This is a genomic window from Enterobacter cloacae complex sp. I1M, assembly GCF_014982425.1.
In the GTDB taxonomy this organism is placed as follows: Bacteria; Pseudomonadota; Gammaproteobacteria; order Enterobacterales; family Enterobacteriaceae; genus Enterobacter; species Enterobacter intestinihominis.
On record NZ_JADCLG010000005.1, the window covers coordinates 236,502 to 258,998 of the forward strand.

23 protein-coding genes are annotated in these 22,497 nt (G+C 54.3%); 13 read left to right on the top strand and 10 right to left on the bottom strand.

The window, feature by feature from the left end:
• Position 1 precedes the first annotated feature (1 nt).
• The 3 genes from INF86_RS02775 to INF86_RS02785 all read left to right on the top strand — a co-directional run bounded on the left by INF86_RS02775 (position 2) and on the right by INF86_RS02785 (position 2,373).
• Complete coding sequence (locus INF86_RS02775) at positions 2-709, top strand: hypothetical protein (RefSeq protein ID WP_193543205.1); 708 nt, start codon at positions 2-4, stop codon at positions 707-709.
• Between the two features lie 87 nt (positions 710-796).
• Positions 797-979, top strand: a complete 183-nt coding sequence (locus INF86_RS02780) for a PAAR domain-containing protein (protein ID WP_369705944.1) — start codon at positions 797-799, stop codon at positions 977-979.
• Complete coding sequence (locus INF86_RS02785; RefSeq protein ID WP_193543206.1) at positions 979-2,373, top strand: hypothetical protein; 1,395 nt, start codon at positions 979-981, stop codon at positions 2,371-2,373. Before INF86_RS02780 ends, INF86_RS02785 begins: the two co-directional genes overlap by 1 nt.
• A gap of 61 nt (positions 2,374-2,434) precedes the next feature.
• Here INF86_RS02785 and purT read toward each other — a convergent pair whose 3' ends face one another.
• Entirely contained in the window at positions 2,435-3,613 is a 1,179-nt protein-coding gene (gene purT, locus INF86_RS02790; protein ID WP_022648471.1) for a formate-dependent phosphoribosylglycinamide formyltransferase, read from the bottom strand.
• Between the two features lie 172 nt (positions 3,614-3,785).
• Between purT and INF86_RS02795 the strand changes: the two genes are divergently transcribed.
• Together INF86_RS02795 and ptrB are read left to right on the top strand one after the other, a co-directional pair.
• Positions 3,786-4,436: a tellurite resistance TerB family protein gene (locus tag INF86_RS02795; protein WP_022648470.1), complete on the top strand. Its 651-nt coding sequence runs from the start codon at positions 3,786-3,788 to the stop codon at positions 4,434-4,436.
• 75 nt (positions 4,437-4,511) lie between these two features.
• Positions 4,512-6,587, top strand: coding sequence for an oligopeptidase B (gene ptrB, locus INF86_RS02800; protein WP_022648469.1), 2,076 nt, complete (start codon positions 4,512-4,514; stop codon positions 6,585-6,587).
• Here ptrB and exoX read toward each other — a convergent pair.
• The 3 genes from exoX to INF86_RS02815 all read right to left on the bottom strand — a co-directional run bounded on the left by exoX (position 6,569) and on the right by INF86_RS02815 (position 8,236).
• Positions 6,569-7,231 carry an exodeoxyribonuclease X gene (gene exoX / locus INF86_RS02805; protein WP_022648468.1) on the bottom strand — a complete coding sequence of 221 codons (663 nt, stop codon included), beginning with the start codon at positions 7,229-7,231 and terminating at the stop codon, positions 6,569-6,571. The genes ptrB and exoX overlap by 19 nt on opposite strands.
• A gap of 24 nt (positions 7,232-7,255) precedes the next feature.
• On the bottom strand, positions 7,256-7,894 hold the full coding sequence (locus INF86_RS02810; protein ID WP_023300434.1) for a nitrilase-related carbon-nitrogen hydrolase: 639 nt from the start codon (positions 7,892-7,894) through the stop codon (positions 7,256-7,258).
• Between the two features lie 111 nt (positions 7,895-8,005).
• The gene (locus tag INF86_RS02815; protein ID WP_003859784.1) at positions 8,006-8,236 is read right to left on the bottom strand and encodes a DNA polymerase III subunit theta; all 231 of its coding nucleotides are present in this window, start codon (positions 8,234-8,236) and stop codon (positions 8,006-8,008) included.
• Positions 8,237-8,373: 137 nt separating this feature from the next.
• Here INF86_RS02815 and yobA point away from each other — a divergent pair, with 137 nt between their 5' ends.
• The 3 genes from yobA to INF86_RS02830 are packed head-to-tail and all read left to right on the top strand — an operon-like array spanning position 8,374 to position 9,971.
• On the top strand, positions 8,374-8,745 hold the full coding sequence (gene yobA / locus INF86_RS02820) for a CopC domain-containing protein YobA (protein ID WP_045308323.1): 372 nt from the start codon (positions 8,374-8,376) through the stop codon (positions 8,743-8,745).
• A 1-nt stretch (position 8,746) separates the two neighbouring features.
• On the top strand, positions 8,747-9,616 hold the full coding sequence (copD, locus tag INF86_RS02825; protein WP_193543207.1) for a copper homeostasis membrane protein CopD: 870 nt from the start codon (positions 8,747-8,749) through the stop codon (positions 9,614-9,616).
• Between the two features lie 16 nt (positions 9,617-9,632).
• Complete coding sequence (locus INF86_RS02830) at positions 9,633-9,971, top strand: YebY family protein (RefSeq protein WP_022648464.1); 339 nt, start codon at positions 9,633-9,635, stop codon at positions 9,969-9,971.
• Positions 9,972-10,096: 125 nt separating this feature from the next.
• Here INF86_RS02830 and INF86_RS02835 read toward each other — a convergent pair whose 3' ends face one another.
• Complete coding sequence (locus INF86_RS02835; protein WP_032609507.1) at positions 10,097-10,294, bottom strand: hypothetical protein; 198 nt, start codon at positions 10,292-10,294, stop codon at positions 10,097-10,099.
• A 45-nt stretch (positions 10,295-10,339) separates the two neighbouring features.
• Positions 10,340-11,320 carry a VirK/YbjX family protein gene (locus INF86_RS02840; RefSeq protein WP_193543208.1) on the bottom strand — a complete coding sequence of 327 codons (981 nt, stop codon included), beginning with the start codon at positions 11,318-11,320 and terminating at the stop codon, positions 10,340-10,342.
• Positions 11,321-11,487: 167 nt separating this feature from the next.
• On the opposite strand from INF86_RS02840, the gene pphA reads away from it, so the two are divergent.
• Positions 11,488-12,132, top strand: coding sequence for a protein-serine/threonine phosphatase (gene pphA / locus INF86_RS02845; protein WP_045308320.1), 645 nt, complete (start codon positions 11,488-11,490; stop codon positions 12,130-12,132).
• A 34-nt stretch (positions 12,133-12,166) separates the two neighbouring features.
• Here the strand turns inward: pphA and INF86_RS02850 are convergent, their stop codons facing one another.
• The 4 genes from INF86_RS02850 to yebS form a co-directional block, all read right to left on the bottom strand.
• Positions 12,167-12,406: a YebV family protein gene (locus INF86_RS02850; protein ID WP_006811010.1), complete on the bottom strand. Its 240-nt coding sequence runs from the start codon at positions 12,404-12,406 to the stop codon at positions 12,167-12,169.
• A gap of 104 nt (positions 12,407-12,510) precedes the next feature.
• Positions 12,511-13,959 (bottom strand): 16S rRNA (cytosine(1407)-C(5))-methyltransferase RsmF, encoded by a 1,449-nt coding sequence (gene rsmF, locus INF86_RS02855; RefSeq protein WP_197736826.1) that lies wholly within the window; start codon positions 13,957-13,959, stop codon positions 12,511-12,513.
• A gap of 71 nt (positions 13,960-14,030) precedes the next feature.
• Positions 14,031-16,664, bottom strand: a complete 2,634-nt coding sequence (locus INF86_RS02860; RefSeq protein ID WP_022648460.1) for a PqiB family protein — start codon at positions 16,662-16,664, stop codon at positions 14,031-14,033.
• Positions 16,633-17,916, bottom strand: a complete 1,284-nt coding sequence (gene yebS / locus INF86_RS02865) for a membrane integrity lipid transport subunit YebS (protein WP_022648459.1) — start codon at positions 17,914-17,916, stop codon at positions 16,633-16,635. Before yebS ends, INF86_RS02860 begins: the two co-directional genes overlap by 32 nt.
• Positions 17,917-18,048: 132 nt before the next feature.
• Here yebS and INF86_RS02870 point away from each other — a divergent pair, with 132 nt between their 5' ends.
• The 4 genes from INF86_RS02870 (at position 18,049) to htpX (ending at position 22,472) form a co-directional block, all read left to right on the top strand.
• A complete protein-coding gene (locus tag INF86_RS02870) occupies positions 18,049-18,546 on the top strand; it encodes a GAF domain-containing protein (protein WP_006811006.1) in 498 nt (165 codons plus the stop codon).
• A 96-nt stretch (positions 18,547-18,642) separates the two neighbouring features.
• The gene (gene proQ, locus INF86_RS02875; protein WP_003859895.1) at positions 18,643-19,329 is read left to right on the top strand and encodes an RNA chaperone ProQ; all 687 of its coding nucleotides are present in this window, start codon (positions 18,643-18,645) and stop codon (positions 19,327-19,329) included.
• A 19-nt stretch (positions 19,330-19,348) separates the two neighbouring features.
• Positions 19,349-21,397: a carboxy terminal-processing peptidase gene (gene prc / locus INF86_RS02880; RefSeq protein ID WP_003859896.1), complete on the top strand. Its 2,049-nt coding sequence runs from the start codon at positions 19,349-19,351 to the stop codon at positions 21,395-21,397.
• Positions 21,398-21,590: 193 nt separating this feature from the next.
• The gene (gene htpX, locus INF86_RS02885) at positions 21,591-22,472 is read left to right on the top strand and encodes a protease HtpX (protein WP_003859899.1); all 882 of its coding nucleotides are present in this window, start codon (positions 21,591-21,593) and stop codon (positions 22,470-22,472) included.
• The last annotated feature ends 25 nt before the right edge of the window (positions 22,473-22,497 follow it).

Consider the following 22,497-nt stretch of genomic DNA (forward strand, 5'->3'; position numbering starts at 1 on the left):
GATGAAAGGATTATGTACCGTTCTCGCAGCGACGTCCGTTGTGCTGGCAACCGGATGCCAGGCGAAAGAGCCACCGACGCAGATAGTTTACCGGTTTGATGATCATCGCTACCTTGAGTTAAAAGGCTGGGGCTGCGAAGGTGAACTCTGGTATACGGATACTCTTCGGGGTATTCATACCAGGCCCGTCAGTCAATTTTATCGGATTTTCACCAAAAAATTTGTTCATCCTTCTGAACGATATATTGCCATACCCACCTGGGATGACCCAGGAACAATGATTTCAAAAGATTATGGTAAAACATGGTCTCCCCAGTTTTTTTCGGTAGGGCCTAATGAGCCCGATGGTACTAACCAACCATCCTATGAGGATATTATTTCTTTCACCGTCGTCAACGATCAGGGCTTTCTACTAACCAAGCACCGGCTGTACATGTCGTCAAAACCATTTGAAGACCCGCGCATTCTGCCCGGTGGGCCGGGGATTACCTATACCGTGGATGACGGAATGGGAAATAAAGTAAGCGATACGCTGGACCCCCGTTTCCCTGGCTGGGCCTGGGGAATGGTCTATATGACTAAGCAGGGGCTTAAGCACAGCACGCAGCAATTTAAGGCTAACTGGCAAGATTTACCCGACAGCGTACCCGACGTGAAAGGCTATACCGGCTGGGAGCACATGCAATGCAACATGGATGCGGGAAAATAGGGAGATAAAGCGATGAAAGGCGTCATTAGGTTAAACGATCCGCTGATAAGCGGAGGAAAAGTCACTAAGGCCTCTGGGGCAGACTTTATGGGTCAGCCCGTGGCATTAAAAGATGATCTTGCGCAGTGTCCGCTCCATAAAGGGACGTTCGCAATCACTGAATGTCACCCAACCTGGACCATGCATGGCCGTGGGGTTGTGGTAGATGGCTGTCGCGCGGCGTGTGGATGTGAAATCAAAAGTACCTTACCTGTGGCGGGAGCTTCGTAATGCGCGCATGGTGGTTATACAAAAAACAGCCAGACCCGGATTCCACTGTGCCAGTCGTCATGATTGTTTTCCTCTATGTGATAGCCGTCGCAATGGGCCTCGCGATCCGGGCTCTCACCTGGCCTGAACAGGAACACATTACGGCTCTCTTTTTTGTGCCTTCAGTTATTCTGCCCATCTGTGTTGTGTCGTTGTTAGTTTTTACAAGTTTCATATTTCATGACGCCAACATTCATTATGCTGAAACCCGAAAATTCATAGCAAAAGAGCAGGAGATTAATTTAAAGGCGTATGCGCGAAAAAATATCGCTATCGCAGCATGGTCTGCAATCACCCCCCTGGAGCAACCCGCGCTGAATATGTTGAAACTGGAAGGCGAATTTCCGCTGGCACCGAAAACGCCGGTTAATATTCAGCTGGAAGATCGCTTCGACCAGACCAGGAATGAACAGATGTTTTACCGCTTACTGGATCCGATGGCAGAAAAATTGAAGGACTATAACTACCGTATTTTTGAAACCGTTGTCTGGGTTCACGGAGGGAGTGGATCCTGCATTGATGAACTGAGGCGCACTCTGGAGCGGTTGGGTATTGAAACGGCCAGCACGTGTAAAATTGAGTACAGCACAGAATGTCCTGACTACGCGATCGTTAGCCAATGGATGAACTTATCTGATTACAGAGTTGAAAACCGGTTGATTGTTATCGTTGATTTACATGAAGAAAGCGGCGAATCAAAGAGCATGGAAAATGCATGTGCATTCCTGCTAACCAGTCATTATGTCCGGGAGGAGGGCGAAAAACCGGTATATTTATATCAACCTATGTCTGACGTGACCGATGTAGAGGACAAAATGGCGGTCTTCCTTGAGACGGGTTCGGTACTTACGCCGAAAAATCTCTGGTATACCGGGCTATCCCGTATTGAAAAATATCCATTAATGCAGGCACTGGACAAAAAAGCGCTCACGGTGGAACGGCTGGATATCGATGCCTCTCTGGGCGCAAAGAGTGCCGGGTATCGGTGGCTGGTTCTGGCATTTGCGGCGGATGCGGTCAAATATGCCCAGGGGGAGCAACTGGTAGCATATTCAGACAAAAACAAATTTTGTATTACTGCGCTTTCCTCCATGAAGACAGCTATCCCAAATAAACTTACCTGGTGTAACTGGAGTAATCCCCTTTATCCTGCGGGGATGGCGGCTTTATTCTGCGTGTTATCCCTCATTGCCTATCGTATCAGTTTCCTGGCGCAAAACGATCCGCCAGCAATCTGGGAACTGATTGCGAGCATAATCATTCCCTTCGTTATTTTTATAGGCCTCGGTAGTTTTGTTTTCATCTCGAAAACGAATGAAGCCTACGAGGACATGGAATACGAATGGAAGCGATAGAAACGAAACAACGTTAATCATGCTATGTGGCTGGTCGCTTACTTGACCAGCCTCTAGTTATTTACCCTGTCACTTTTACCGCAGTGGCCGCTTTTTTCGCTCTCGCGACGGCTTCGTCCACGTTTTCCCCGGTTGCTAATGCCACGCCCAGACGACGGCTTCCGTCGATCTCCGGTTTGCCGAACAGTCTGACCTGTAAGCCTGCACCAACCGCACCTTCGACGTTATCAAAGGTGACATTCTGGCTGGTCAGCTGCGGCAGGATCACCGCCGAGGCTGCCGGGCCGTACTGACGGATGCCGCCAACCGGCAGGCCGAGGAAAGCACGTACGTGCAGCGCGAACTCAGAGAGATCCTGCGAAATCAGCGTGACCATCCCGGTATCGTGCGGGCGAGGGGAGACTTCACTGAAGATCACCTCGTCGCCGCAAACAAATAACTCCACGCCGAACAGGCCGTAGCCGCCCAGCGCCAGCACCGTTTTGCGGGCGATCTCCTGCGCGCGTGCCAGCGCCAGCGCGCTCATTCGCTGCGGCTGCCAGGATTCGCGATAATCGCCGTCTTCCTGGCGATGACCAATCGGGTCGCAGAAATAAACACCGTCCACGGCGCTGACGGTGAGCAGGGTAATTTCAAAATCAAACTTCACCACGCCTTCTACGATGACGCGCCCGGCACCGGCACGGCCGCCCTGCTGGGCATAGTCCCAGGCTTTGTCCAGCGTGCTGCTGTCGCGGATAAAGCTCTGCCCTTTGCCGGAGGAGCTCATTACCGGCTTAATGATGCACGGGTAGCCAATCTCCTCTACGGCCTGGAGAAACGCAGCTTTATCCCCGGCAAAACGGTAGCTGGAGGTCGGGAGCTGTAATTCTTCTGCCGCCAGGCGACGAATGCCTTCCCGGTTCATGGTCAGTTTTGCCGCTGTGGCACAGGGCACCACGCGCTGGCCTTCCTGTTCAAGGGCAACCAACATCTCAGTGGCAATGGCCTCAATTTCAGGTACCACGAAATCCGGTTTTTCGTCGGCAATTAACGCCCGCAGGGCATTACCGTCAAGCATATCGATGACGTGCGAGCGATGCGCGACGTGCATGGCGGGCGCATTCGCATAACGGTCCACCGCAATCACTTCCACACCCAAACGCTGGCATTCAATGGCCACTTCTTTACCCAGTTCACCCGATCCCAACAGCATAACGCGCGTCGCGGCAGGACGCAGCGCAGTTCCTAAACGAGTCATAAAAATCCCCCTGAAAAAGATGCGGGCAGTATAAACGAAAACGTTTGCGTATGTCTTGTATAGGGATAACCCGAACAGGGGAGAAATTTGCGCTTCTTTAGCACTGACAGACATTTCCTGACACCCGCTCGCTTAGGCTGTGAAGGTTACGCACGGTTACGTGAGGAAAAATATGTCAGGCTGGATGAATCAACTGCAATCCCTGTTGGGACAAAAAGGCTCGTCGTCCGGCGAGCAGGGTCTGAGCAAGCTGCTTGTGCCGGGTGCGCTCGGCGGGCTGGCCGGTTTGCTGGTTGCCAATAAATCATCGCGGAAACTGCTTACCAAATACGGTACCGGCGCGCTGCTGGCGGGCGGAGGGGCTATTGCAGGCTCCGTCTTATGGAACAAATACAAAGACAAGGTGCGCAACGCGCATCAGGATGAACCGCAGTACGGGAAGCAGGTATCGCCGTTAGATTTACGCACCGAGCGTCTGATCCTCGCCCTGGTCTTTGCAGCCAAGAGCGACGGGCATATTGATGCCAGTGAACGTGCCGCAATTGAACAGCAGATGCGGGAAGCGGGCGTTGAGGAGCAGGGCAGGGCGCTGGTGGCGCAGGCCATCGAACAGCCGCTCGATCCGCAGCGTCTGGCGCAAAGCGTGAAAAACGAAGAAGAGGCACTGGAACTCTATTTTCTGAGCTGTGCCGCCATCGATATCGATCACTTTATGGAGCGCAGCTACCTGAACGCCCTGGGTGATGCGCTGAAGATCCCACAGGACGTTCGTGAGGGAATTGAGCAGGATATTCAGCAGCAGAAGCAGACCCTCGCGGGCTAGAAGGCCATGTTTCGCTTGCATCATACGCGTGTTTTGCCAACCTTATAGGATGTAAAACGAAAAAGTAAGAATGCCATGCCTCCAAAAGCCCGACGTACTCCTTATGCGATCACCACGCATGGCGATACGCGTATCGATAACTACTACTGGCTGCGGGACGATTCTCGTTCCCGGCCAGAGGTGCTCGACTATCTGCACGAGGAAAACGACTATGGCCGCCAGGTCATGGCCAGCCAGCAGGCGCTTCAGGATCAGCTCCTGAACGAAATGGTACAGCGTATCCCCCAGCGTGATGTCTCTGCCCCGTGGTGCAAAAACGGTTATCGCTATCGCCATATTTATGAGCCGGGAAACGAATATCCCATCTACCAGCGCCAGTCTGTGCTAAGCGCCGAGTGGGACGAATGGGAGATCCTGCTGGATGCTAACAAACGTGCTGCCCACAGTGAGTTTTATACGCTGGGCGGCATGTCCATTTCCCCCGATAACGCCATTATGGCGCTGGCTGAGGATTACCTCTCCCGCCGCCAGTACGGTTTGCGTTTCCGCAATCTTGAAACGGGAAACTGGTATCCCGAAATGCTGGATAATGTCTCCCCCGATTTCGTCTGGGGTAACGATTCAGAAACGGTCTACTACGTTAAAAAGCATGCCTCAACGCTGCTGCCTTATCAGGTCTGGCGTCATACGGTGGGGACCGATTCCGCCGACGATGAGCTTGTGTATGAAGAAAAAGACGAGACGTTCTACGTCAGCCTGCATAAAACCTCGTCTCGCCACTACGTGATTATCTTCCTTGCCAGCGCCACCACCTCTGAGGTGCTGCTGCTGGATGCCGAACTGCCGGATGCCCAGCCGTTATGCTTCCTGCCGCGCCGTAAAGATCATGAGTACAGTCTGGATCACTTCCAGCACAGCTTTTACCTGCGTTCGAACCGCGAGGGCAAAAACTTTGGCCTTTATAAAACCAAAGTGCGCGATGAACGGAAGTGGGAAGTGTTAATTCCTGCGCGCGATCAGGTGATGCTGGAGGGGTTCACCCTGTTTACCGACTGGCTGGTGGTGGAAGAGCGTCAGCGCGGACTGACCAGTATCCGCCAAATCAACCGCAAAACCCGCGAAGTGGTGGGCATTGCGTTCGATGACCCGGCTTACGTGACGTGGATCGGCTTTAACCCGGAACCGGAATCTTCCCGCCTGCGGTACGGCTATTCGTCAATGACTACCCCGGACACGTTGTTTGAGCTGGATATGGACACCGGGCAGCGTCAGGTGATTAAACAGGCTGAGGTCCGGGGATTTGAGTCGGAAAATTATCGGAGTGAACACCTGTGGGTGACCGCGCGCGACGGCGTTGAAGTCCCCGTGTCTCTCGTCTACCACAAGGATCACTTCAACAAAGGTAAAAACCCCATCCTCGTCTACGGTTACGGCTCCTACGGATCCAGCATGGACGCCGATTTCAGCAGCAGCAGGCTGAGCCTGCTCGACCGCGGTTTTGTTTATGCGATTGCCCATATTCGCGGCGGCGGCGAGCTGGGTCAGCACTGGTATGAAGACGGAAAATTTCTCAAAAAGAAAAATACCTTCAATGACTACCTTGATGTCTGCGATGCGCTGATCGCGCAGGGTTATGGCGATCCGCAACTCTGCTTTGGCATGGGGGGCAGCGCCGGAGGCATGTTAATGGGAGCCGTGGTAAACCAGCGGCCTGAACTGTTTAAAGGCGTTATCGCTCAGGTGCCGTTTGTGGACGTGGTGACGACCATGCTGGACGAAACCATTCCGCTGACCACCGGGGAGTTTGAGGAGTGGGGGAACCCGCAGGATGAAACCTATTACCGCTACATGAAAGAGTACAGCCCGTACGATAACGTCGAGGCGAAAGCCTATCCGCATATGCTGGTGACCACCGGCCTGCACGATTCCCAGGTGCAGTACTGGGAGCCCGCGAAATGGGTGGCGAAGCTGCGTGAGCTAAAAACTGACGATAATCTGCTGCTGCTGTGTACCGATATGGACTCGGGGCACGGAGGGAAATCAGGGCGATTTAAATCCTATGAAGGGGTGGCGCTGGAGTACGCCTTTTTGATTGGCCTGGCGCAGGATACGCTGCCAGGCCGCGCGGGAACTCAGGCTTCGCCTAAATAATGCTTCAGCGTCAGGCGCAGTTCCGGGCTCATTCTGTCGAGGTTGTTGTACAGCCAGCGCAGATAGCCCGGATCGTTGTCCGCCACTTCCGATACCGGTTTTCCACGATATTTACCGAACGTGAAGGTGGTCAGTAGGGCGGGGCGGCCGGTAATGGTCGCCATATCGTCCGGCGTCCAGCCGGAAGTATTCATGATATCAATCAGGAGCGCTGCGGTGATGTAGCAGTCATAGAGGGCGCGGTGATGATGCAGCCCTTCCGGCGTCCGCACGCTTAGTTTGCGCGACTTATACAGCGCCATATTGCTGTATTTGATCCCCGGCCACAGACGGCGCGCCAGCTTCATGGTGCAAATCCATTCACCGGGCATCTCCGGCAGCACGCGGCGGTCAAAGCTGGCGTTATGGGCGACATACCACTGGCTACCGTGGTAAAGAGGGATGATCTCTTCAATCCACGGCTTATCCGCCACCATCGATTCCGTAATGCGATGAATTGCCATCGCCTGCGCACTGATAGGACGGTCCGGGCGCACCAGGTGGCTCATTGGATTGACTATCTTTCCGTCAACCACGTCGACAGAGGCGACTTCCACAATTCCACCCTGCAAATCGCAGGTTTCGGTATCGATAACGCGCAGCATTGATCGCTCCTGATCCTAAAATGCCTAGCCTAATGGAATGATATCCCCTTGCCAACCCTGTCGGCCCAAAGAACCGGTTAACAGCAACTCTCCCTTATCGGCACGCACGATCAGCTGACCTTTTTCATCCCATAACGCGCTACCGCTGCGCGCGTTCGCCATTAATACCGCGATGGCGTACTTATGCGCGAAGCGTTGTAACGAACTGATGGATTGCCGCCAGCGTTGCTCACCCACCGCCAGGCTGCTGGTGAACAGCGTTGCCTCTGGGTCCAGTTCCGGGGCGTCAGCCTGATTATCAACGATGGTTAACCGTTTATTGCCAGGAATAACACCCGCACCGTTACCCTGCGGATAGCGCCGGATGGTCGACAGGTTAGGGGTGAAAAGCGCGAGTCCTTTCTGTTGCTGGAGAGTAATACCGGCAATCACCGTGATGAAACGTGACTGCGCCGCGTGAAGGAGGGGGGCAAGCTGCAAATCGTCAGGGGGTGGGGGTAAGGTTGTTCCGCCAGGGCCGGTAAGCGAAAGCTCCGGAAAGACGACTAAATCGCACCCATGCGAGGCAGCCTCGGCAATAAAGTGCAGGTGATGTTTTACGTGCTCATCAACACAGTTGTGCCGCGGAGCATACTGAGCCGCGGCAATAGTCCATCGTGACATCGTGACTTCCTTATACACTAAGTCGCTGGGATTTTAAGATTACACCTAAATTTATCAGGGTTTTCTTATCCTGCCACATAACGCGTAAGGAAGTGTAACGGGACGTTAAGCTTATTTAACTTTAGGTTCGTACGGCAGGCGCGAGAGATTAACGGAGGCGAGGCGATGCGCAATAAGACGTTCGCGGAACCAGTCGCGCAGATGCGCGGGTTGTTCACGCTCTACCACTTCAGCCACGACGGGCATGTTGTAACGCTCTTTGAATGCGACCCCCGCGGCGGCGAGATCGACATTCACTTTGTCCATCTCGTCCTGAGGAAGGGCGGCCAGGTTAACGTTCATTTCCTTCTCCTTTTTCTGCGGCGGCAACGTTACCGCGATTGTTCAACGATGACAAGGGAGCAAAGGATGTTCCTCGACTCGTTAATTATACAGAGTTATTCTTTAGCATTCAGGCATAACGAAAAGGAATGATTGTGATGCACTTTACCCCTTCCCGCGTCGCGTGTGCGCTGGTGTTTCTGCTCTCTTCGGCAATCGCGCCATCAGCTCTGGCCCATGCGCACCTTAAGCAACAATCCCCGCAGGAAAATACCGTCGCGACGGCACCCGACGTCATTACCCTGAATTTCTCGGAAGGCATTGAACCTGCCTTCAGCGGCGTCGTGGTGACGGACGCGCAGCAGCACAAAATCCAGACCGGCGGGGTGAAGCGTGACGAGAAGGATAACGCAAAGCTGATTGTTCCTCTTGAGAAACTGTTGACGACCGGCACCTATACGGTGGACTGGCATGTGGTCTCCGTGGACGGCCACAAAACCAAGGGCAGCTATCACTTTAGCGTGAAATAGTATGCTGGCCCTGAGCTACGTAGCGTTTCGCTTTATCCATTTTGTTGCGCTGATACTACTTTTCGGCAACGCGCTATACAGTGTCTGGTTTGCACCGTCTTCGTTGCAGCGCCTCATGACGCAGCGTTTCCAGCGCCAGCAGAATATCGCGGCCTTAATCAGCCTGATGGCTGCTCTGCTGATGTTCGGCCTGCAAAGTGGGTTAATGGGTAACGGCTGGGGGGATGTCATTCGCCCGGCGGTCTGGCGCAGCGTGCTGGGCACGCAGTTTGGTGGCGTCTGGCTGTGGCAAATGGTGCTGGCCGCTGTGACCGCGGGCGCTGCATGGCTTACCCCGCAAAAGGGCTCACGGCTATTACTGCTCGCGATGGGGCAACTGGTGCTGCTGGCGGGCGTGGGACATGCCGCGATGAACGGTGGCGCGCCGGGTGCGTTGCATCGTCTGAACTATGCGCTTCACCTGCTCTGCGCCGCCACCTGGGTGGGCGGTTTACTGCCGCTGCTGTTCTGTATGCGGCTGGCGAAAGGCCGCTGGCAGCCAGCCGCTATCTTTACCATGATGCGCTTCTCCCGCGTGGGGCATTATGCCGTGGCGGGCGTGCTGCTGACCGGGATAATCAATACGCTCTTTATTGTAGGCATAGACGTGCCGTGGGAAGCGCCTTATGTACGGCTGTTGTTGTTCAAATGTGCGCTGGTCATCATGATGGTGGCAATTGCGCTGGCGAATCGGTATTTTCTTGTGCCACGCTTTCGCCCTGATGCCGGGCGGGAACAACAGATTTTTATCAGGATGACACAGGCAGAAGTGGTGCTGGGCGCGCTGGTACTGGCGGCCGTCAGCCTGTTCGCGACCTGGGAACCCTTCTGACAAGGTTTAATAACTTATGAAAAAGACACTGCTTTCTCTTTTACTTCTCACCTGTGCCAGCAGTGCGCTGGCCGCGCCGCAGGTCATCACCGTCAGCCGGTTTGAAGTGGGTAAGGACAACTGGGCATTTAATCGTGAAGAGGTCATGCTCACCTGCCGTCCCGGTAACGCGCTGTATGTCATCAATCCCAGTACGCTCGTGCAGTATCCGTTAAATGACGTAGCGGAGCAGCAGGTTGCCAGCGGGAAAAGTAACGGACAGCCTGTCAGCGTGATCCAGGTGGATGACCCAGCAAACCCCGGGCAGAAGAAGAGTCTGGCACCGTTTATTGAGCGCGCTAAAAAGCTCTGCTAGCCGTCAGGTTTCCAGTAAAAAAAAACCGCAGGTGCTTGTAAAAGCTCTGCGGTTTTTCACATTTAGTGATGTTCTGACGCTTTTTTTCAGACCACTTTTACTGTGGACTGGAAAACCTGACGTCGTCATCTATTCTTAAAGGGCAAGGCGATTGAGCCTGCATTAATGCCAACTTTTAGCGCACGGCTCTCTCCCAAGAGCCATTTCCCTGGACCGAATACAGGAATCGTATTCGGTCTCTTTTTATCTGCATGAAAATAAACGATAAAATCCGGTTTTCGTCTCAGCAGAAGGTTCACTTCCTGTGCGCCTGCTTCAAACATACCACAACCCGGCAGGCGTAAGTCCAGTCCTTTTTGGCTGTTTTGTTAAATTTTTGTTTGTATTTTGCCTGAGATGACTGTGGGATCAATGCGCGCATGTACGGAAGCCGCAATATCATCAAGTAACGCAAAGCGGCGACGGTATTCGGCGCGTTTTTTGCTGGCAATCTCCTCCAGTGCTTTACGCTCCATCTGGAGCGGCAACTGCCAGCAGAAGGCGGAGAGTTTCTTTCCGTTCAGGCCTTCCCAGAACTCGTCGTAGCTGGCGTGAAAATGACGCCCTTTGCTCAGACGGTAGCGCAGCGCGCGGAAAACATGGCCTTCATCGCTGACGGCAAAAATCGCGCTGATGTTCGAGCGTGAGGCAAGCTGGAAGATCACCTCCATCAGCACGCGTTTCGGGAAAAGCCCATGGCAGGCACGGGTAGCCTGCTTAATCACCTCCCGTGAAACATGACGACGGGGACCCTGGAGGCCGCCGATCACCAGCACCATACGACCGTTACTGCGTGCGACACAGAACGTCAGGCTGGCAAGCAGCGTGTTGTCATTGTCATGCAGCCAAAGCGTGCTTTCGCCTTCACGTTCAGCCTTACCTGCGGACGAGGCGTGGACGGTATAGATTTCGCCGTTTTTTGCCTCGAACCGGACAACCGGCACCTCTTGCGGATTAGTCAGCGCGTGGGCGAGGGCGGTATTTGTCAGACTATCAATCCACTGATAGTGGCTGACGATAGCATCGGCCCGGTCGTTTGAGTTCAGGCCACGCATCAGATACTGGCGGTGAGTTTTGCTCGGCAAGGTAATTTGAGAGGTGAGCAGCCTGTCGAAATCATCGCGCCCGGATAGCGCCTCCAGCATGCGATGGGTGGAGGACCAGAATAAAAGCGAGCGCAGAAGGAACTTTAACCGGTAATCACGTTTGTGCCAGATTGGGCCGGGAACGCGTTTCCCTCTCACCAGTTCAGAAATAATATTTGTGCGATGCGGATAAAAAACATCGTTTTGCAGGTGTATGTTTGACACGTGAAAATCCCTCTTTTTATTCCGCATTATTTTAAAGGCCAGGGAATAAGGGATTAATAGCGCAGCGATCTTTATTTCCGGCTGGTTTATGGTTTGTTTGGATTCGCGATATCCAACGCCAGCGCATGACATTTTCTGTGGCAGCTATACTTCTTACAGGAGGCGTTATGTATCAGAAAATAGAGGGAGAACACTGGCGTCATGTCTGGGTTGTCAGCGATATTCATGGTTGCTATCAGTGGCTTATGGATGAGCTTAAACGACGGCATTTTAATCCTGATGCGGATCTGCTTATCTCGGTGGGGGATATTATCGACCGCGGTCCCGACAGCGTGAAATGTTTACAGCTGATGCAGGAAAAGTGGTTTTATGCGGTACGCGGTAATCACGAGCAAATGGCGTTAGATGCGCTTGAAAATAATGATTTTAGTCTCTGGTCGATAAATGGCGGTAACTGGTTTACCGGGCTTACGGTCGCTCAACAAAAGCAGGCGAAGGATTTACTCGACGCGTGTCGGGACTTACCGCACATTATTGAAATAACCTGCAAAAACGGTCTGAACGTGATTGCTCATGCGGATTATCCCGCCGCCGAATATGCCTGGCATAAGCCTGTAGATGCCCAGCGGGTGCTGTGGGATCGCGACCGGTTAATGGGCTTTATGGTGGGTAGAGGGCAGGGCATTAGCGGTGCGGATCACTTCTGGTTCGGACATACGCCTGTGGACAAGCGCTACGATTTCAACAATCTGCACTACATTGATACGGGAGCGGTGTTCGGGGGCTTTCTGACGCTGACGCAGCTTCAGTAATAAATAACCCGCCTTCGGGCGGGTTCTCTTTGGGTTATGCAAGACGCAAGACCCAGGCATCGGTTTTACTGTCGTAATGTTCACGGTACAGAACGGAATGTTCCCCATCAAGGATCGCCGGGACGCTGGTATCTGCATCCCAGGCGTCCAGTTGCATGCACAAATCCGGATCGGATTTGCAGGGAATACTTAACGTTCGTTCGCCTTGTGCTTCGCCGCGCAATTCAGCGTCGTCGATTTCAAAAGCGCCAATGCGTACGCTGGTTTTCGTCATAATGCTCTCCGGTTTGTTGCCCAAAATCTGGTATGACCAGTGCAGTCATCCATTTTTGATCCTAGACAAGGAGAGAGAAATCGCCAGTAAAAAAATGCGTTTTTTCAGTCAGTGCGGCTGTTACCGGTAAACAGGCGACCATCGCGTACCAGTTCACGCGGATAGCTATTTTTCAGCCGCGAGCCGACTTTTTTCGCCAGCCCGAGCGGATAGCCCTGATACGTCACGATGACTTCATCCTGTGACGGGCCGTCTTCCGGGTAAACGTCACGACCGCGATACCACTCTTCCGCTTCATGATGCGTCAGGGCGAAGGTGTTCTCATTGCCTGCCAGCGCAATGACCGCTTCGTGCTGCCAGCGATAGCCTTTGTTGTGGATCTCCGCCAGGCGAATACCGAGGCGGGAGAAACGCACCTTACCAATCAGCGGTTCGATGTTGACCGGGAACAGCCACAGCTCTTTGTCACGCATCCAGAGGCGCAGGCTCTCATCCCAGTGCAGTCCCACTTTGCTGGCAGCCGCTTGCGCCTGTGCCGCCTCACGGCCTTTGACCGGCGCGAACGGGAAGTTGCCGACCTTAAACTTAGGGACAGGCAGCGGATCGACGGCGCGGGTTTTACGCAGTCGTGCGACAAAGAACCCCTCGCAATCGTAAATCTGCGGGAAGACGTGCAGGAAGCCTTCAGGGGTGGCCGCGTGACTGGCCGAATCGAAGAGGGTGTCCAGCGGCAGAAACTCGACGGCATCCGCATAGCGTTGCCTGAGCCACAGGCAGACGTCCTCGTTTTCATCACGATTCAGCGTGCAGGTGGAGTAAACCAGCGTTCCACCGGGGCGCAGGGCATGAAACGCACTGTCGATCAGTTCACGCTGCGTGGCGGCGATCTCCAGGTTGCTTTCAACGGACCAGTTTTTTAACGCATCAGGATCTTTACGCACTACGCCTTCGCCGGAGCAGGGCGCGTCGAGCAGGATGGCATCAAAAGCTTCCGGCAAGGCAGCGCCAAACACGCGACCGTCGAAGTGTGTTAACGCGACGTTGTGGATCCCGCAGCGGCTGATATTGGCGTGCAGGACTTTGACGCGGCTGGCGGAAAATTCGTTGGCGAGGATCGCGCCGCGGTTGTTCATCCGGGCGGCAATTTGCGTGGTTTTAGAGCCCGGCGCCGCCGCGACATCCATCACCCGCTCAGGCTGGTTTCCGTCGGCAAACAGCGCGGCAACCGGCAGCATGGAGCTGGCTTCCTGAATATAAAACAGCCCGCTCAGGTGCTCGGCGGTGCTGCCGAGCGGCAGGCTCTCCTCGTCATCCCGCTCGATCCAGAACCCTTCCTCACACCACGGCACCGGCGTCAGCTGCCAGCCGTAGGAGGAGACGAGATCCAGAAACGCTCCGACGCTGATTTTCAGCGTATTGACGCGAATACTTCGACGCAAAGGGCGCTGGCAGGCGGCGACGAAATCGTCGAAAGAGAGATGAGCAGGAAGCGCCTCGCGCATCTGTGCGAGGAATTGTTCAGGAAGAAATACGGAGTTTTGAGCCACGGGCACACCACAGGGAAACATTCAGGCGCGCAGTGTAACATAAAGGCTCCGGCGCGTTGACACCGGAGCCTGCGAGATTAACGCGGCAGCGCCGTTCCCCATTCGCGCCACTCTTTCGGTTCACTTTCCAGCAGCAGGAAGTGTTTTCCTGCCTGCGCCTTAGGCGCCAGAGGCGTGCCAGGCGGCGTCGCGAAGGCAATGCCGCCGCGAATGAACTGGTTAAAGGTCCCCGTTTTGACCACGCCACCGGTCAGGCCGAAGTCCAGCGAGTAGCCTGAAGCGAGCCAGAACACTGAGTTGTTGCGAACCAGATGCTGATAACGCTGGCTGATGCGCAGGCCGACCATCACGCGATCGGACAGATTACCCAGCGTCAGGCTTGTTACTGTCCCCACTTCAATACCGCGGAACAGGACCGGCGTACCGATGCCCAGCGAACCGGCTTCCGGTACTTCAACCACAATGCTCAGACCGTCCAGATAACGGGAATCGGTGATGGTCGCCTCCTGCAACTCAAACTCACGACGCGCGTTGCCCCGACCCGGTTCAACGTTAATGTACGGCTGAAGTATGGTGTCGAGATGCTCAACCCCTGCGGCAGAAATTTGCGGCGTAACCACCGAGAAGCGCGAGCCTGCCCGGGCGAACGTCTGTACATATTCCGGATAAAGCACGGCGGTAGCCTGAACTTCATTGCGCGCGGTGATCAGCGTCAGCTTCTGAACCTGCCCGATATCAATTCCGAGATAGCGGATAGGCATGCCTTCTGCCAGTTTACCGGCATCAAAGGTGTGCAGGGTAATCTGTCCCCCGACGGCGCGCGCCGCGGTTTCAGACGGGAAGAGGATCCGCTTGTCACCTTTACGCATGTTGCCGCCCGCGCCGCTCAGGTTATCGAAGCTGATCGCACCGCGCAGGGCACGGGAGAGGGGAGACGCCTGTACGGTCAGCCCGTTGCCGTTGAGCTGCACTTTCGCGCCGCCTTCAGCCCAGAACACGCTGTTTGGCGTGAGCAGCTTGCGATACTCCGGCTTGATATGCAGTTCGATATCAAACGCGTCCGCACGAGGACGAACGGTGATCACTTCTCCGACCTCAAACTTACGATAAAGCACGACGGAGCCTGCCTGGACATCCGGCAGCGTTTCAGCGCTTAAGGTCAGCGTGGTGGTCGGCAGGTCGCCGAGGCTGTTTTCAATGGCTTTGTCCAGATTGGCGAACAGTGGATAGCTCTCACGCAGCGCGCCTTTGCTGCCCGGCAGAATGCGGATCCCGCCGTTAACCCACTCGCTGGCGCTGGCGCCGAGGAACTCAACGCCGTCCAGACCCACCTTCACGTCGACCCGGCTGTTCACCACAAATTTACTGTCGCCGTGCACAAGGTTGCCGTACTGCGGATCGATGGCGGCGGAGAAGGAGACCCCTTTTTCCGTCAGCTTTCGTTCCAGAACCTGACCCACCTGCACACCGTGCAGGATTAGCGGTTGACCGGCTTCGATACCATAGCTTTCCGGCGCATTCAGCTTAACCGTCAACACGCCCGGTTTTTGCAGCAGAGCTTTATCCGCCGGCGCGATGACAAAGTTTTTATTCGGCGCACCTTCACCGGGGATCAGCTCAAAGGTGCTTCCCGTCAGCAGGGAACTGATGCTAGCGTCGCTGAGGGAGAGCTTCGGATTACGCAGCTCGATGCGTGTTTTTTCCCGCAGGAGGTCCACAACGCTCGGATCCACCGTCATTTCGCCGGTAACGGAGCCGCCCGCGTTGAGGGTTAATTTTGTCAGTTGCCCGACCTCTAAACCCTGGTACATCAGCGGGGTCGAACCGGCTTTCAGGCCTTTGGCATCCGGCAGGGTCAACTTGACGATGACACCGCGCTGGCTGTGTGCCAGGTCGGCGTACAGACCAAAGGTATCCTCTGCGGCGGCAGGGCTGGAGTCAGCAGGTGAGTCGAAGGCGATAGCGCCATTCACCAGCGCCGCCAGGCTCTCAAGCTTCACTTTCGCACCGCTTAAGCTCAGGTCAGCATCGACGCCGGAGACGTTCCAGAAGCGGCTGCCTTTTTTTACCAGGTTGGTAAAACGGCGATCGATCAGTACATCAATGGTCACGCCATCTTTGTTCGGGTTAATGGCGTAGTCGTAAACGCGGCCAACCGGAATTTTGCGGAAATAGACCAGAGAGCCACTGTTCAGCGAGCCCAAATCCGGCGCGCGGAGGTGGATCATCAGATCGCCGTTATTCAGCCGATATTTCGGCTGGGTATCCAGCGCAACGAAGTGATCCTGTGGCTCACCTTTGCCAGGCATCATGCCGATATAGTTACCGCCCACAAGCGCATCCAGCCCGGAAACGCCGGCCAGGGAGGCTTTAGGCGTGACCAGCCAGAACTGCGTTTCGGCGCGCAGGGCATCCTGCATGTCAGACTTAATGCTCGCCCGGACCTGGATTTTGTTCAGCCCTTTGCCGAGGGAAATATCCTGCACGGTACCCACTTCCACCCCCTGGAAGCGAACGGGGGTACGTCCGGCGACAATGCCGTCCGCAGACTGGAAATCAATCGTGATGGTACTTCCGCGATCTTCATAGCTCGTCCAGATAAGCCAGCCTGCGATCATCAGCGCGATGACAGGCAGCAACCAGAATGGCGAAATGCGGCGTTTTGTTTTAATTCTCGCTTCAGTCGGCGAAGCGGGCGTTTCCTGACTCATGTGCGTCCCAAAGTAAGCGGCTGTCCAGCCATTCCACTGCAAGAATAGTCAATATCACCGCAGAGCCGAAATAAAAAGCTGCGGGTCCCATGGTAAAAGCAAGTAACTGATCGCGATTGATGAGCGACATCATCAGCGAAATCACGAACAGATCCAACATCGACCAGCGACCAATCCAGGTCACGAATCGCAGAAGCAGGATGCGGGTGCGTAGTCCTTGTTCGCATTTAAAGTGAATGCTGATAAGTAGCGTAAACATCACCACCACTTTGGTAAAGGGCACCAGAATACTGGCGATGAACACAATGGCGGCAACCCCCACGTTACTGTGCGCCAAAGAGATAATCCCCGAAAGGATAGTATCTTCCTGTCGGGCGCCGTTCACATAAATTACGGAGATCGGCAGCATATTGGCCGGGAATAAAAATATCAGTGAGGCGATAAGCGCCGCCCAGCATTTTTGCAGGCTGTTGTTGCGCCGCAATCTTAACGGAATGTGGCAGCGAGGACACCTCCCGCGTTTATCCGGAAAACCGGTGTAATGGCACCCCAGGCAGACGCGCAGGTTTTCATCAGGCCGGGTCGCGGGACGCTGAGGGTAAAATCGCTCCCAAAGCTGTTCAACATTCAGATGAATCAGGGTCAAAATACTCAGCAGGACCAGTGAAATAAACGCAAAAAGGCCAATGCCGGGTTGTAAAAACGCATAATCCTGCACCTTAATGGAGGCCACGCCGACGCCCACCAGATAGATGTCCAGCATCACCCACTCCTTGAGCTTTTCCAGCATGAGCAGGACAGGGCGCAGGTTCATCCCCAGAATGTTGCCAAACCACAGGTAGGCAATTGCCGCGACCAGCACCAGCGGTGCGCCGACGACGCAGAACAGCACCATAGCGCCGGTGAGCGGATCGCCCTCGCGCGTCATCTGCCAGATCCCCTGCAATACGTTAGCGTCAATACGCACGCCAAGCAGGTAGAGCTTTAACAGCGGCTCGGTCCAGGCGAACGGCATCAGCAGCAGCATGGTAACCGCCATTGCCGCCAGACGCGTCAATGACCAGTCCCGGCCGTCGCGAATTTTGGCATCGCAGCAAGGGCAAAAAGCACTTTGGTGCGATTTCATCTTCGGCAACATAAAAAGCGTATCGCACTGGGGACAACGCTGATAATGTGCACGAGGCAGAGCCTGGCTTACCGTACGGACAACGATCTTTCTTGTCGGCGTAATTTGGGGTGTTTTTAGGGCCATCAGTCGCACACAGATAAGTATTGTTGAAAGTTATAATAACTCATGAACGGATTCATCTTGAGCATGAGCGCATTTAATGCTTATTTTAATAGGCTATGCGGTAATTATGTAAGATAACTAAGTGATTGAATAATGAACAAAACAGAATTCTACGCGGATCTGAATCGCGATTTTAAGGCATTAATGGCAGGGGAAACCAGTTTCTTAGCCACTCTGGCAAATACCAGTGCGTTACTGTTCGAACGCCTTTCTGACGTGAACTGGGCGGGCTTTTATCTGCTGGAAGGCGACACGCTGGTGCTGGGGCCTTTCCAGGGGAAACTCGCCTGCGTACGCATTCCGGTAGGGCGCGGCGTGTGCGGTACCGCAGTGGCGACCCGTCAGGTTCAGCGTGTCGAAGATGTACATGCGTTTGACGGCCACATTGCCTGCGATGCCAGCAGCAATTCTGAAATCGTACTGCCGCTGGTGGTTAAAAATCAGATTATTGGCGTTCTGGATATCGACAGCACGGTCTTCAGCCGCTTTACTGCCGAGGATGAGCAGGGGCTGCGCGCGTTGGCCGCAAACCTGGAAAATGTTCTGGCAGAGACCGATTATCATAAATTCTTTGCGAGCGTCGCAGGATAATCAACGGATAACGTAGCATTTACTGATAGCGTCATTATAATGTCGCCTGTTCATGCCTGCGCTTGTTGGCAACGTCCGTTGTAATCAGGAAATTTCATGGAAAATCAACCTAAGTTGAATAGCAGTAAAGAAGTTATCGCATTTCTGGCCGAGCGTTTCCCGCAGTGCTTCAGCGCTGAAGGTGAAGCGCGTCCTCTGAAAGTCGGTATCTTTCAGGATCTGGTCGCGCGCGTTGAGGGGGAGATGAACCTCAGCAAAACGCAGCTTCGTTCTGCCTTGCGCCTTTATACCTCGAGCTGGCGTTACCTGTACGGTATCAAGCCGGGTGCGACCCGTGTCGACCTTGACGGCAACCCGTGTGGTGAGCTGGACGAGCAGCACGTAGAACATGCGCGTAAGCAGCTTGAAGAAGCCAAAGCTCGCGTTCAGGCACAGCGTGCTGAACAGCAGGCCAAAAAACGCGAAGCCGCAGCGGCAAACGGTCAGGAAGACGCCCCTCGTCGCGAGCGTAAACCGCGTCCGGCACCGCGTCGTACTGAAAATAACGATCGCAAACCGCGTGCTGACAAACCAGCAGCTAAAGCCCCACGTGCGCCGCGCGAAGAGCCGCGCCACACCCCAGTTTCGGACATCAACGCCCTGAGCGTAGGTCAGTCTCTGAAGGTTAAAGCGGGTAACAATGCGATGGATGCCACCGTACTGGAAATCACCAAAGATGGCGTTCGTGTACAGCTGACTTCTGGTATGTCAATGATTGTACGCGCAGAACACTTGTTGTTCTGAAACGGAGGCCGAGCCTGGCATGAACACTTTTTTTAAGCTCACCGCGCTGGCTGGCCTGTTTGCTATAACAGGCCACGCTTTCGCTGTGGACGATATTACGCGTGTTGATCAAATTCCGGTTCTTAAGGAAGAAACTCAGCACGCGACGGTGAGTGAGCGCGTGACGTCGCGCTTTACTCGTTCGCACTATCGTCAGTTCGATCTCGATCAGGCCTTTTCGGCCAAAATCTTTGACCGTTATCTGAACTTGCTGGATTACAGCCATAACGTACTGCTGGCCAGCGATGTCGAACAGTTCGCTAAACGCAAATCCGAAGTGGGTGATGAGCTGCGCTCCGGAAAGCTGGATCTTTTCTACGATCTTTACAACTTATCGCAAAAGCGCCGTTTTGAGCGTTATCAATACGCGTTGAAAGTGCTGGAACGTCCGATGGACTTCACCGGCAACGACACCTTTAATCTAGACCGCAGCAAAGCGCCATGGCCGAAAGATGAGGCTGAACTGAATGCGCTGTGGGACGGAAAAGTCAAATATGACGAACTGAGCCTCAAGCTCACAGGCAAAGACGAGAAAGAGATCCGTGAGACGTTAAACCGTCGCTACAAATTCGCAATTCGTCGTCTGGCGCAGACCAACAGTGAAGATGTTTTCTCGCTGGCGATGACCGCGTTTGCGCACGAAATTGATCCGCACACTAATTATCTCTCTCCACGTAACACCGAACAGTTCAATACCGAAATGAGCCTGTCTCTGGAAGGTATCGGTGCTGTGCTTCAGATGGATGATGACTACACCGTTATCAACTCCATGGTGGCCGGTGGCCCTGCGTCGAAAAGCAAAGCGATCAGCGTAGGCGACCGTATTGTCGGTGTAGGTCAAACCGGAAAGAGCATGGTGGACGTGATTGGCTGGCGACTTGATGACGTAGTTGCGTTGATCAAAGGGCCGAAGGGCAGCAAAGTTCGCCTGGAGATCCTGCCAGCCGGAAAGGGGACCAAAACCCGTATCGTTACTCTGACCCGTGAGCGTATCCGTCTGGAAGATCGCGCGGTGAAAATGTCGGTGAAAACCGTGGGTAAAGAGAAGGTTGGCGTTCTGGATATCCCTGGCTTCTACGTTGGCCTGACCGATGATGTAAAAGTGCAGCTCCAGAAGCTTGAAAAGCAGAATGTCAGCAGTGTGATCATCGACCTGCGCAGCAACGGCGGCGGGGCATTGACCGAGGCCGTCTCGCTCTCAGGGCTGTTTATCCCGTCTGGCCCGGTGGTTCAGGTGCGCGATAACAACGGTAAAGTGCGTGAAGATGCCGATACCGATGGCGTGGTCTACTATAAGGGGCCGCTGGTGGTGCTGGTCGATCGCTTCAGCGCCTCTGCATCGGAAATCTTCGCTGCTGCCATGCAGGATTACGGCCGGGCGTTAATCGTCGGCGAACCGACGTTTGGCAAGGGCACCGTTCAGCAGTACCGCTCTCTGAACCGTATTTACGACCAGATGCTGCGCCCTGAATGGCCGGCGCTGGGCTCAGTACAGTACACCATTCAGAAGTTTTACCGTGTTAACGGCGGCAGTACGCAGCGCAAAGGCGTGACGCCGGACATCATGATGCCGACAGGTACCGAAGAGACGGAAACGGGCGAGAAGTTTGAAGATAACGCGCTGCCGTGGGATAGCATTGATGCCGCGACATTCGTGAAATCGGGTGATATGAAACAGTTCGGTCCGGAACTGCTGAAAAATCACAACGACCGCATCGGGAAGGATCCGGAATTCCAGTACATCATGAAGGACATCGCGCGTTTCAACGCTCTGAAAGCGAAACGGAACATTGTCTCTCTGAACTACGCCCAGCGTGAGAAAGAGAACAATGAAGATGACGCGACACGTCTGGCGCGTATCAACGATCGCTTCAAACGTGAAGGCAAGCCTCTGCTCAAAAAACTGGACGATCTGCCTAAGGATTACCAGGAGCCCGATCCGTATCTGGACGAGACGGTGCATATCGCGCTTGATCTCGCGAAGCTGGAAAAAGAGAAACCTGCCGTACAACCTGCTCCGACAAAATAATCCCCCAACAGGCACAAGAAATTGTGCCTGTTTCTTTTTGTTCCTCATCCTTCCGTCAGGCAGATTTCCAATTGTGTAAAGTTGTGTCTTTCTGGTGACTTACGCCGTCTGGATGCTTGAAAATAGCCGCAATACCCATACGATGTGGGTAATCGCATAGTGCGTTTTGTTAAACTGAGGTTAAAAGAATATTATGATGCGAATCGCGCTCTTCCTGCTCACCAACCTGGCGGTGATGGTGGTATTCGGGCTGGTGCTAAGCCTGACGGGAATTCAGTCGAGCAGCGTTCAGGGTCTGTTGATTATGGCGCTGCTGTTTGGTTTCGGCGGCTCTTTCATTTCACTGCTGATGTCGAAGTGGATGGCACTGAAATCCGTAGGCGGTGAAGTTATTGAGCAGCCGCGTAACGATATGGAACAGTGGTTGATGAGCACGGTTGCTCAGCAGTCAAAGCAGGCGGGCATAGCCATGCCGCAGGTGGCGATCTACCACGCGCCGGATATCAACGCGTTTGCTACCGGTGCGCGTCGTGACGCGTCCCTGGTGGCCGTCAGTACCGGTCTGCTGCAAAACATGAGCCGTGACGAAGCGGAAGCGGTTATTGCTCACGAGATCAGCCACATCGCTAACGGCGATATGGTCACCATGACCTTGATCCAGGGCGTGGTGAACACCTTCGTTATCTTTATTTCCCGTATTCTGGCGCAGATTGCTGCCGGATTTATGGGTGGCAACCGTGATGAGGGTGAAGAGAGCAACGGTAACCCGCTGATCTATTTTGCTGTTTCAATGGTGCTGGAGCTGGTGTTCGGTATCCTGGCAAGCATCATTACCATGTGGTTCTCCCGTCATCGTGAGTTCCACGCGGATGCCGGTTCTGCGAAACTGGTGGGTCGTGAGAAGATGATTGCTGCGCTGCAACGTCTGAAAACCAGCTACGAGCCGCAGGAAGCAAACAGCATGATGGCCTTCTGCATCAATGGTAAATCAAAGTCGCTGAGCGAGCTGTTTATGTCACACCCGCCGCTGGATAAACGTATTGAAGCGCTGCGAAGCGGCGAGTACCTGAAGTAATACCCGCCGGATGAAAAAAACCGGG

Coding starts and splice junctions, on each gene's coding strand:
- INF86_RS02775 (WP_193543205.1), top strand. CDS start 2: ATGAAAGGATTATGTACCGTTCTCGCAGCGACGTCCGTTGTGCTGGCA.
- INF86_RS02780 (WP_369705944.1), top strand. CDS start 797: ATGGGTCAGCCCGTGGCATTAAAAGATGATCTTGCGCAGTGTCCGCTC.
- INF86_RS02785 (WP_193543206.1), top strand. CDS start 979: ATGCGCGCATGGTGGTTATACAAAAAACAGCCAGACCCGGATTCCACT.
- purT (WP_022648471.1), bottom strand. CDS start 3,613: ATGACTCGTTTAGGAACTGCGCTGCGTCCTGCCGCGACGCGCGTTATG.
- INF86_RS02795 (WP_022648470.1), top strand. CDS start 3,786: ATGTCAGGCTGGATGAATCAACTGCAATCCCTGTTGGGACAAAAAGGC.
- ptrB (WP_022648469.1), top strand. CDS start 4,512: ATGCCTCCAAAAGCCCGACGTACTCCTTATGCGATCACCACGCATGGC.
- exoX (WP_022648468.1), bottom strand. CDS start 7,231: ATGCTGCGCGTTATCGATACCGAAACCTGCGATTTGCAGGGTGGAATT.
- INF86_RS02810 (WP_023300434.1), bottom strand. CDS start 7,894: ATGTCACGATGGACTATTGCCGCGGCTCAGTATGCTCCGCGGCACAAC.
- INF86_RS02815 (WP_003859784.1), bottom strand. CDS start 8,236: ATGAACGTTAACCTGGCCGCCCTTCCTCAGGACGAGATGGACAAAGTG.
- yobA (WP_045308323.1), top strand. CDS start 8,374: ATGCACTTTACCCCTTCCCGCGTCGCGTGTGCGCTGGTGTTTCTGCTC.
- copD (WP_193543207.1), top strand. CDS start 8,747: ATGCTGGCCCTGAGCTACGTAGCGTTTCGCTTTATCCATTTTGTTGCG.
- INF86_RS02830 (WP_022648464.1), top strand. CDS start 9,633: ATGAAAAAGACACTGCTTTCTCTTTTACTTCTCACCTGTGCCAGCAGT.
- INF86_RS02835 (WP_032609507.1), bottom strand. CDS start 10,294: ATGTTTGAAGCAGGCGCACAGGAAGTGAACCTTCTGCTGAGACGAAAA.
- pphA (WP_045308320.1), top strand. CDS start 11,488: ATGTATCAGAAAATAGAGGGAGAACACTGGCGTCATGTCTGGGTTGTC.
- INF86_RS02850 (WP_006811010.1), bottom strand. CDS start 12,406: ATGACGAAAACCAGCGTACGCATTGGCGCTTTTGAAATCGACGACGCT.
- INF86_RS02860 (WP_022648460.1), bottom strand. CDS start 16,664: ATGAGTCAGGAAACGCCCGCTTCGCCGACTGAAGCGAGAATTAAAACA.
- yebS (WP_022648459.1), bottom strand. CDS start 17,916: ATGGCCCTAAAAACACCCCAAATTACGCCGACAAGAAAGATCGTTGTC.
- INF86_RS02870 (WP_006811006.1), top strand. CDS start 18,049: ATGAACAAAACAGAATTCTACGCGGATCTGAATCGCGATTTTAAGGCA.
- proQ (WP_003859895.1), top strand. CDS start 18,643: ATGGAAAATCAACCTAAGTTGAATAGCAGTAAAGAAGTTATCGCATTT.
- prc (WP_003859896.1), top strand. CDS start 19,349: ATGAACACTTTTTTTAAGCTCACCGCGCTGGCTGGCCTGTTTGCTATA.
- htpX (WP_003859899.1), top strand. CDS start 21,591: ATGATGCGAATCGCGCTCTTCCTGCTCACCAACCTGGCGGTGATGGTG.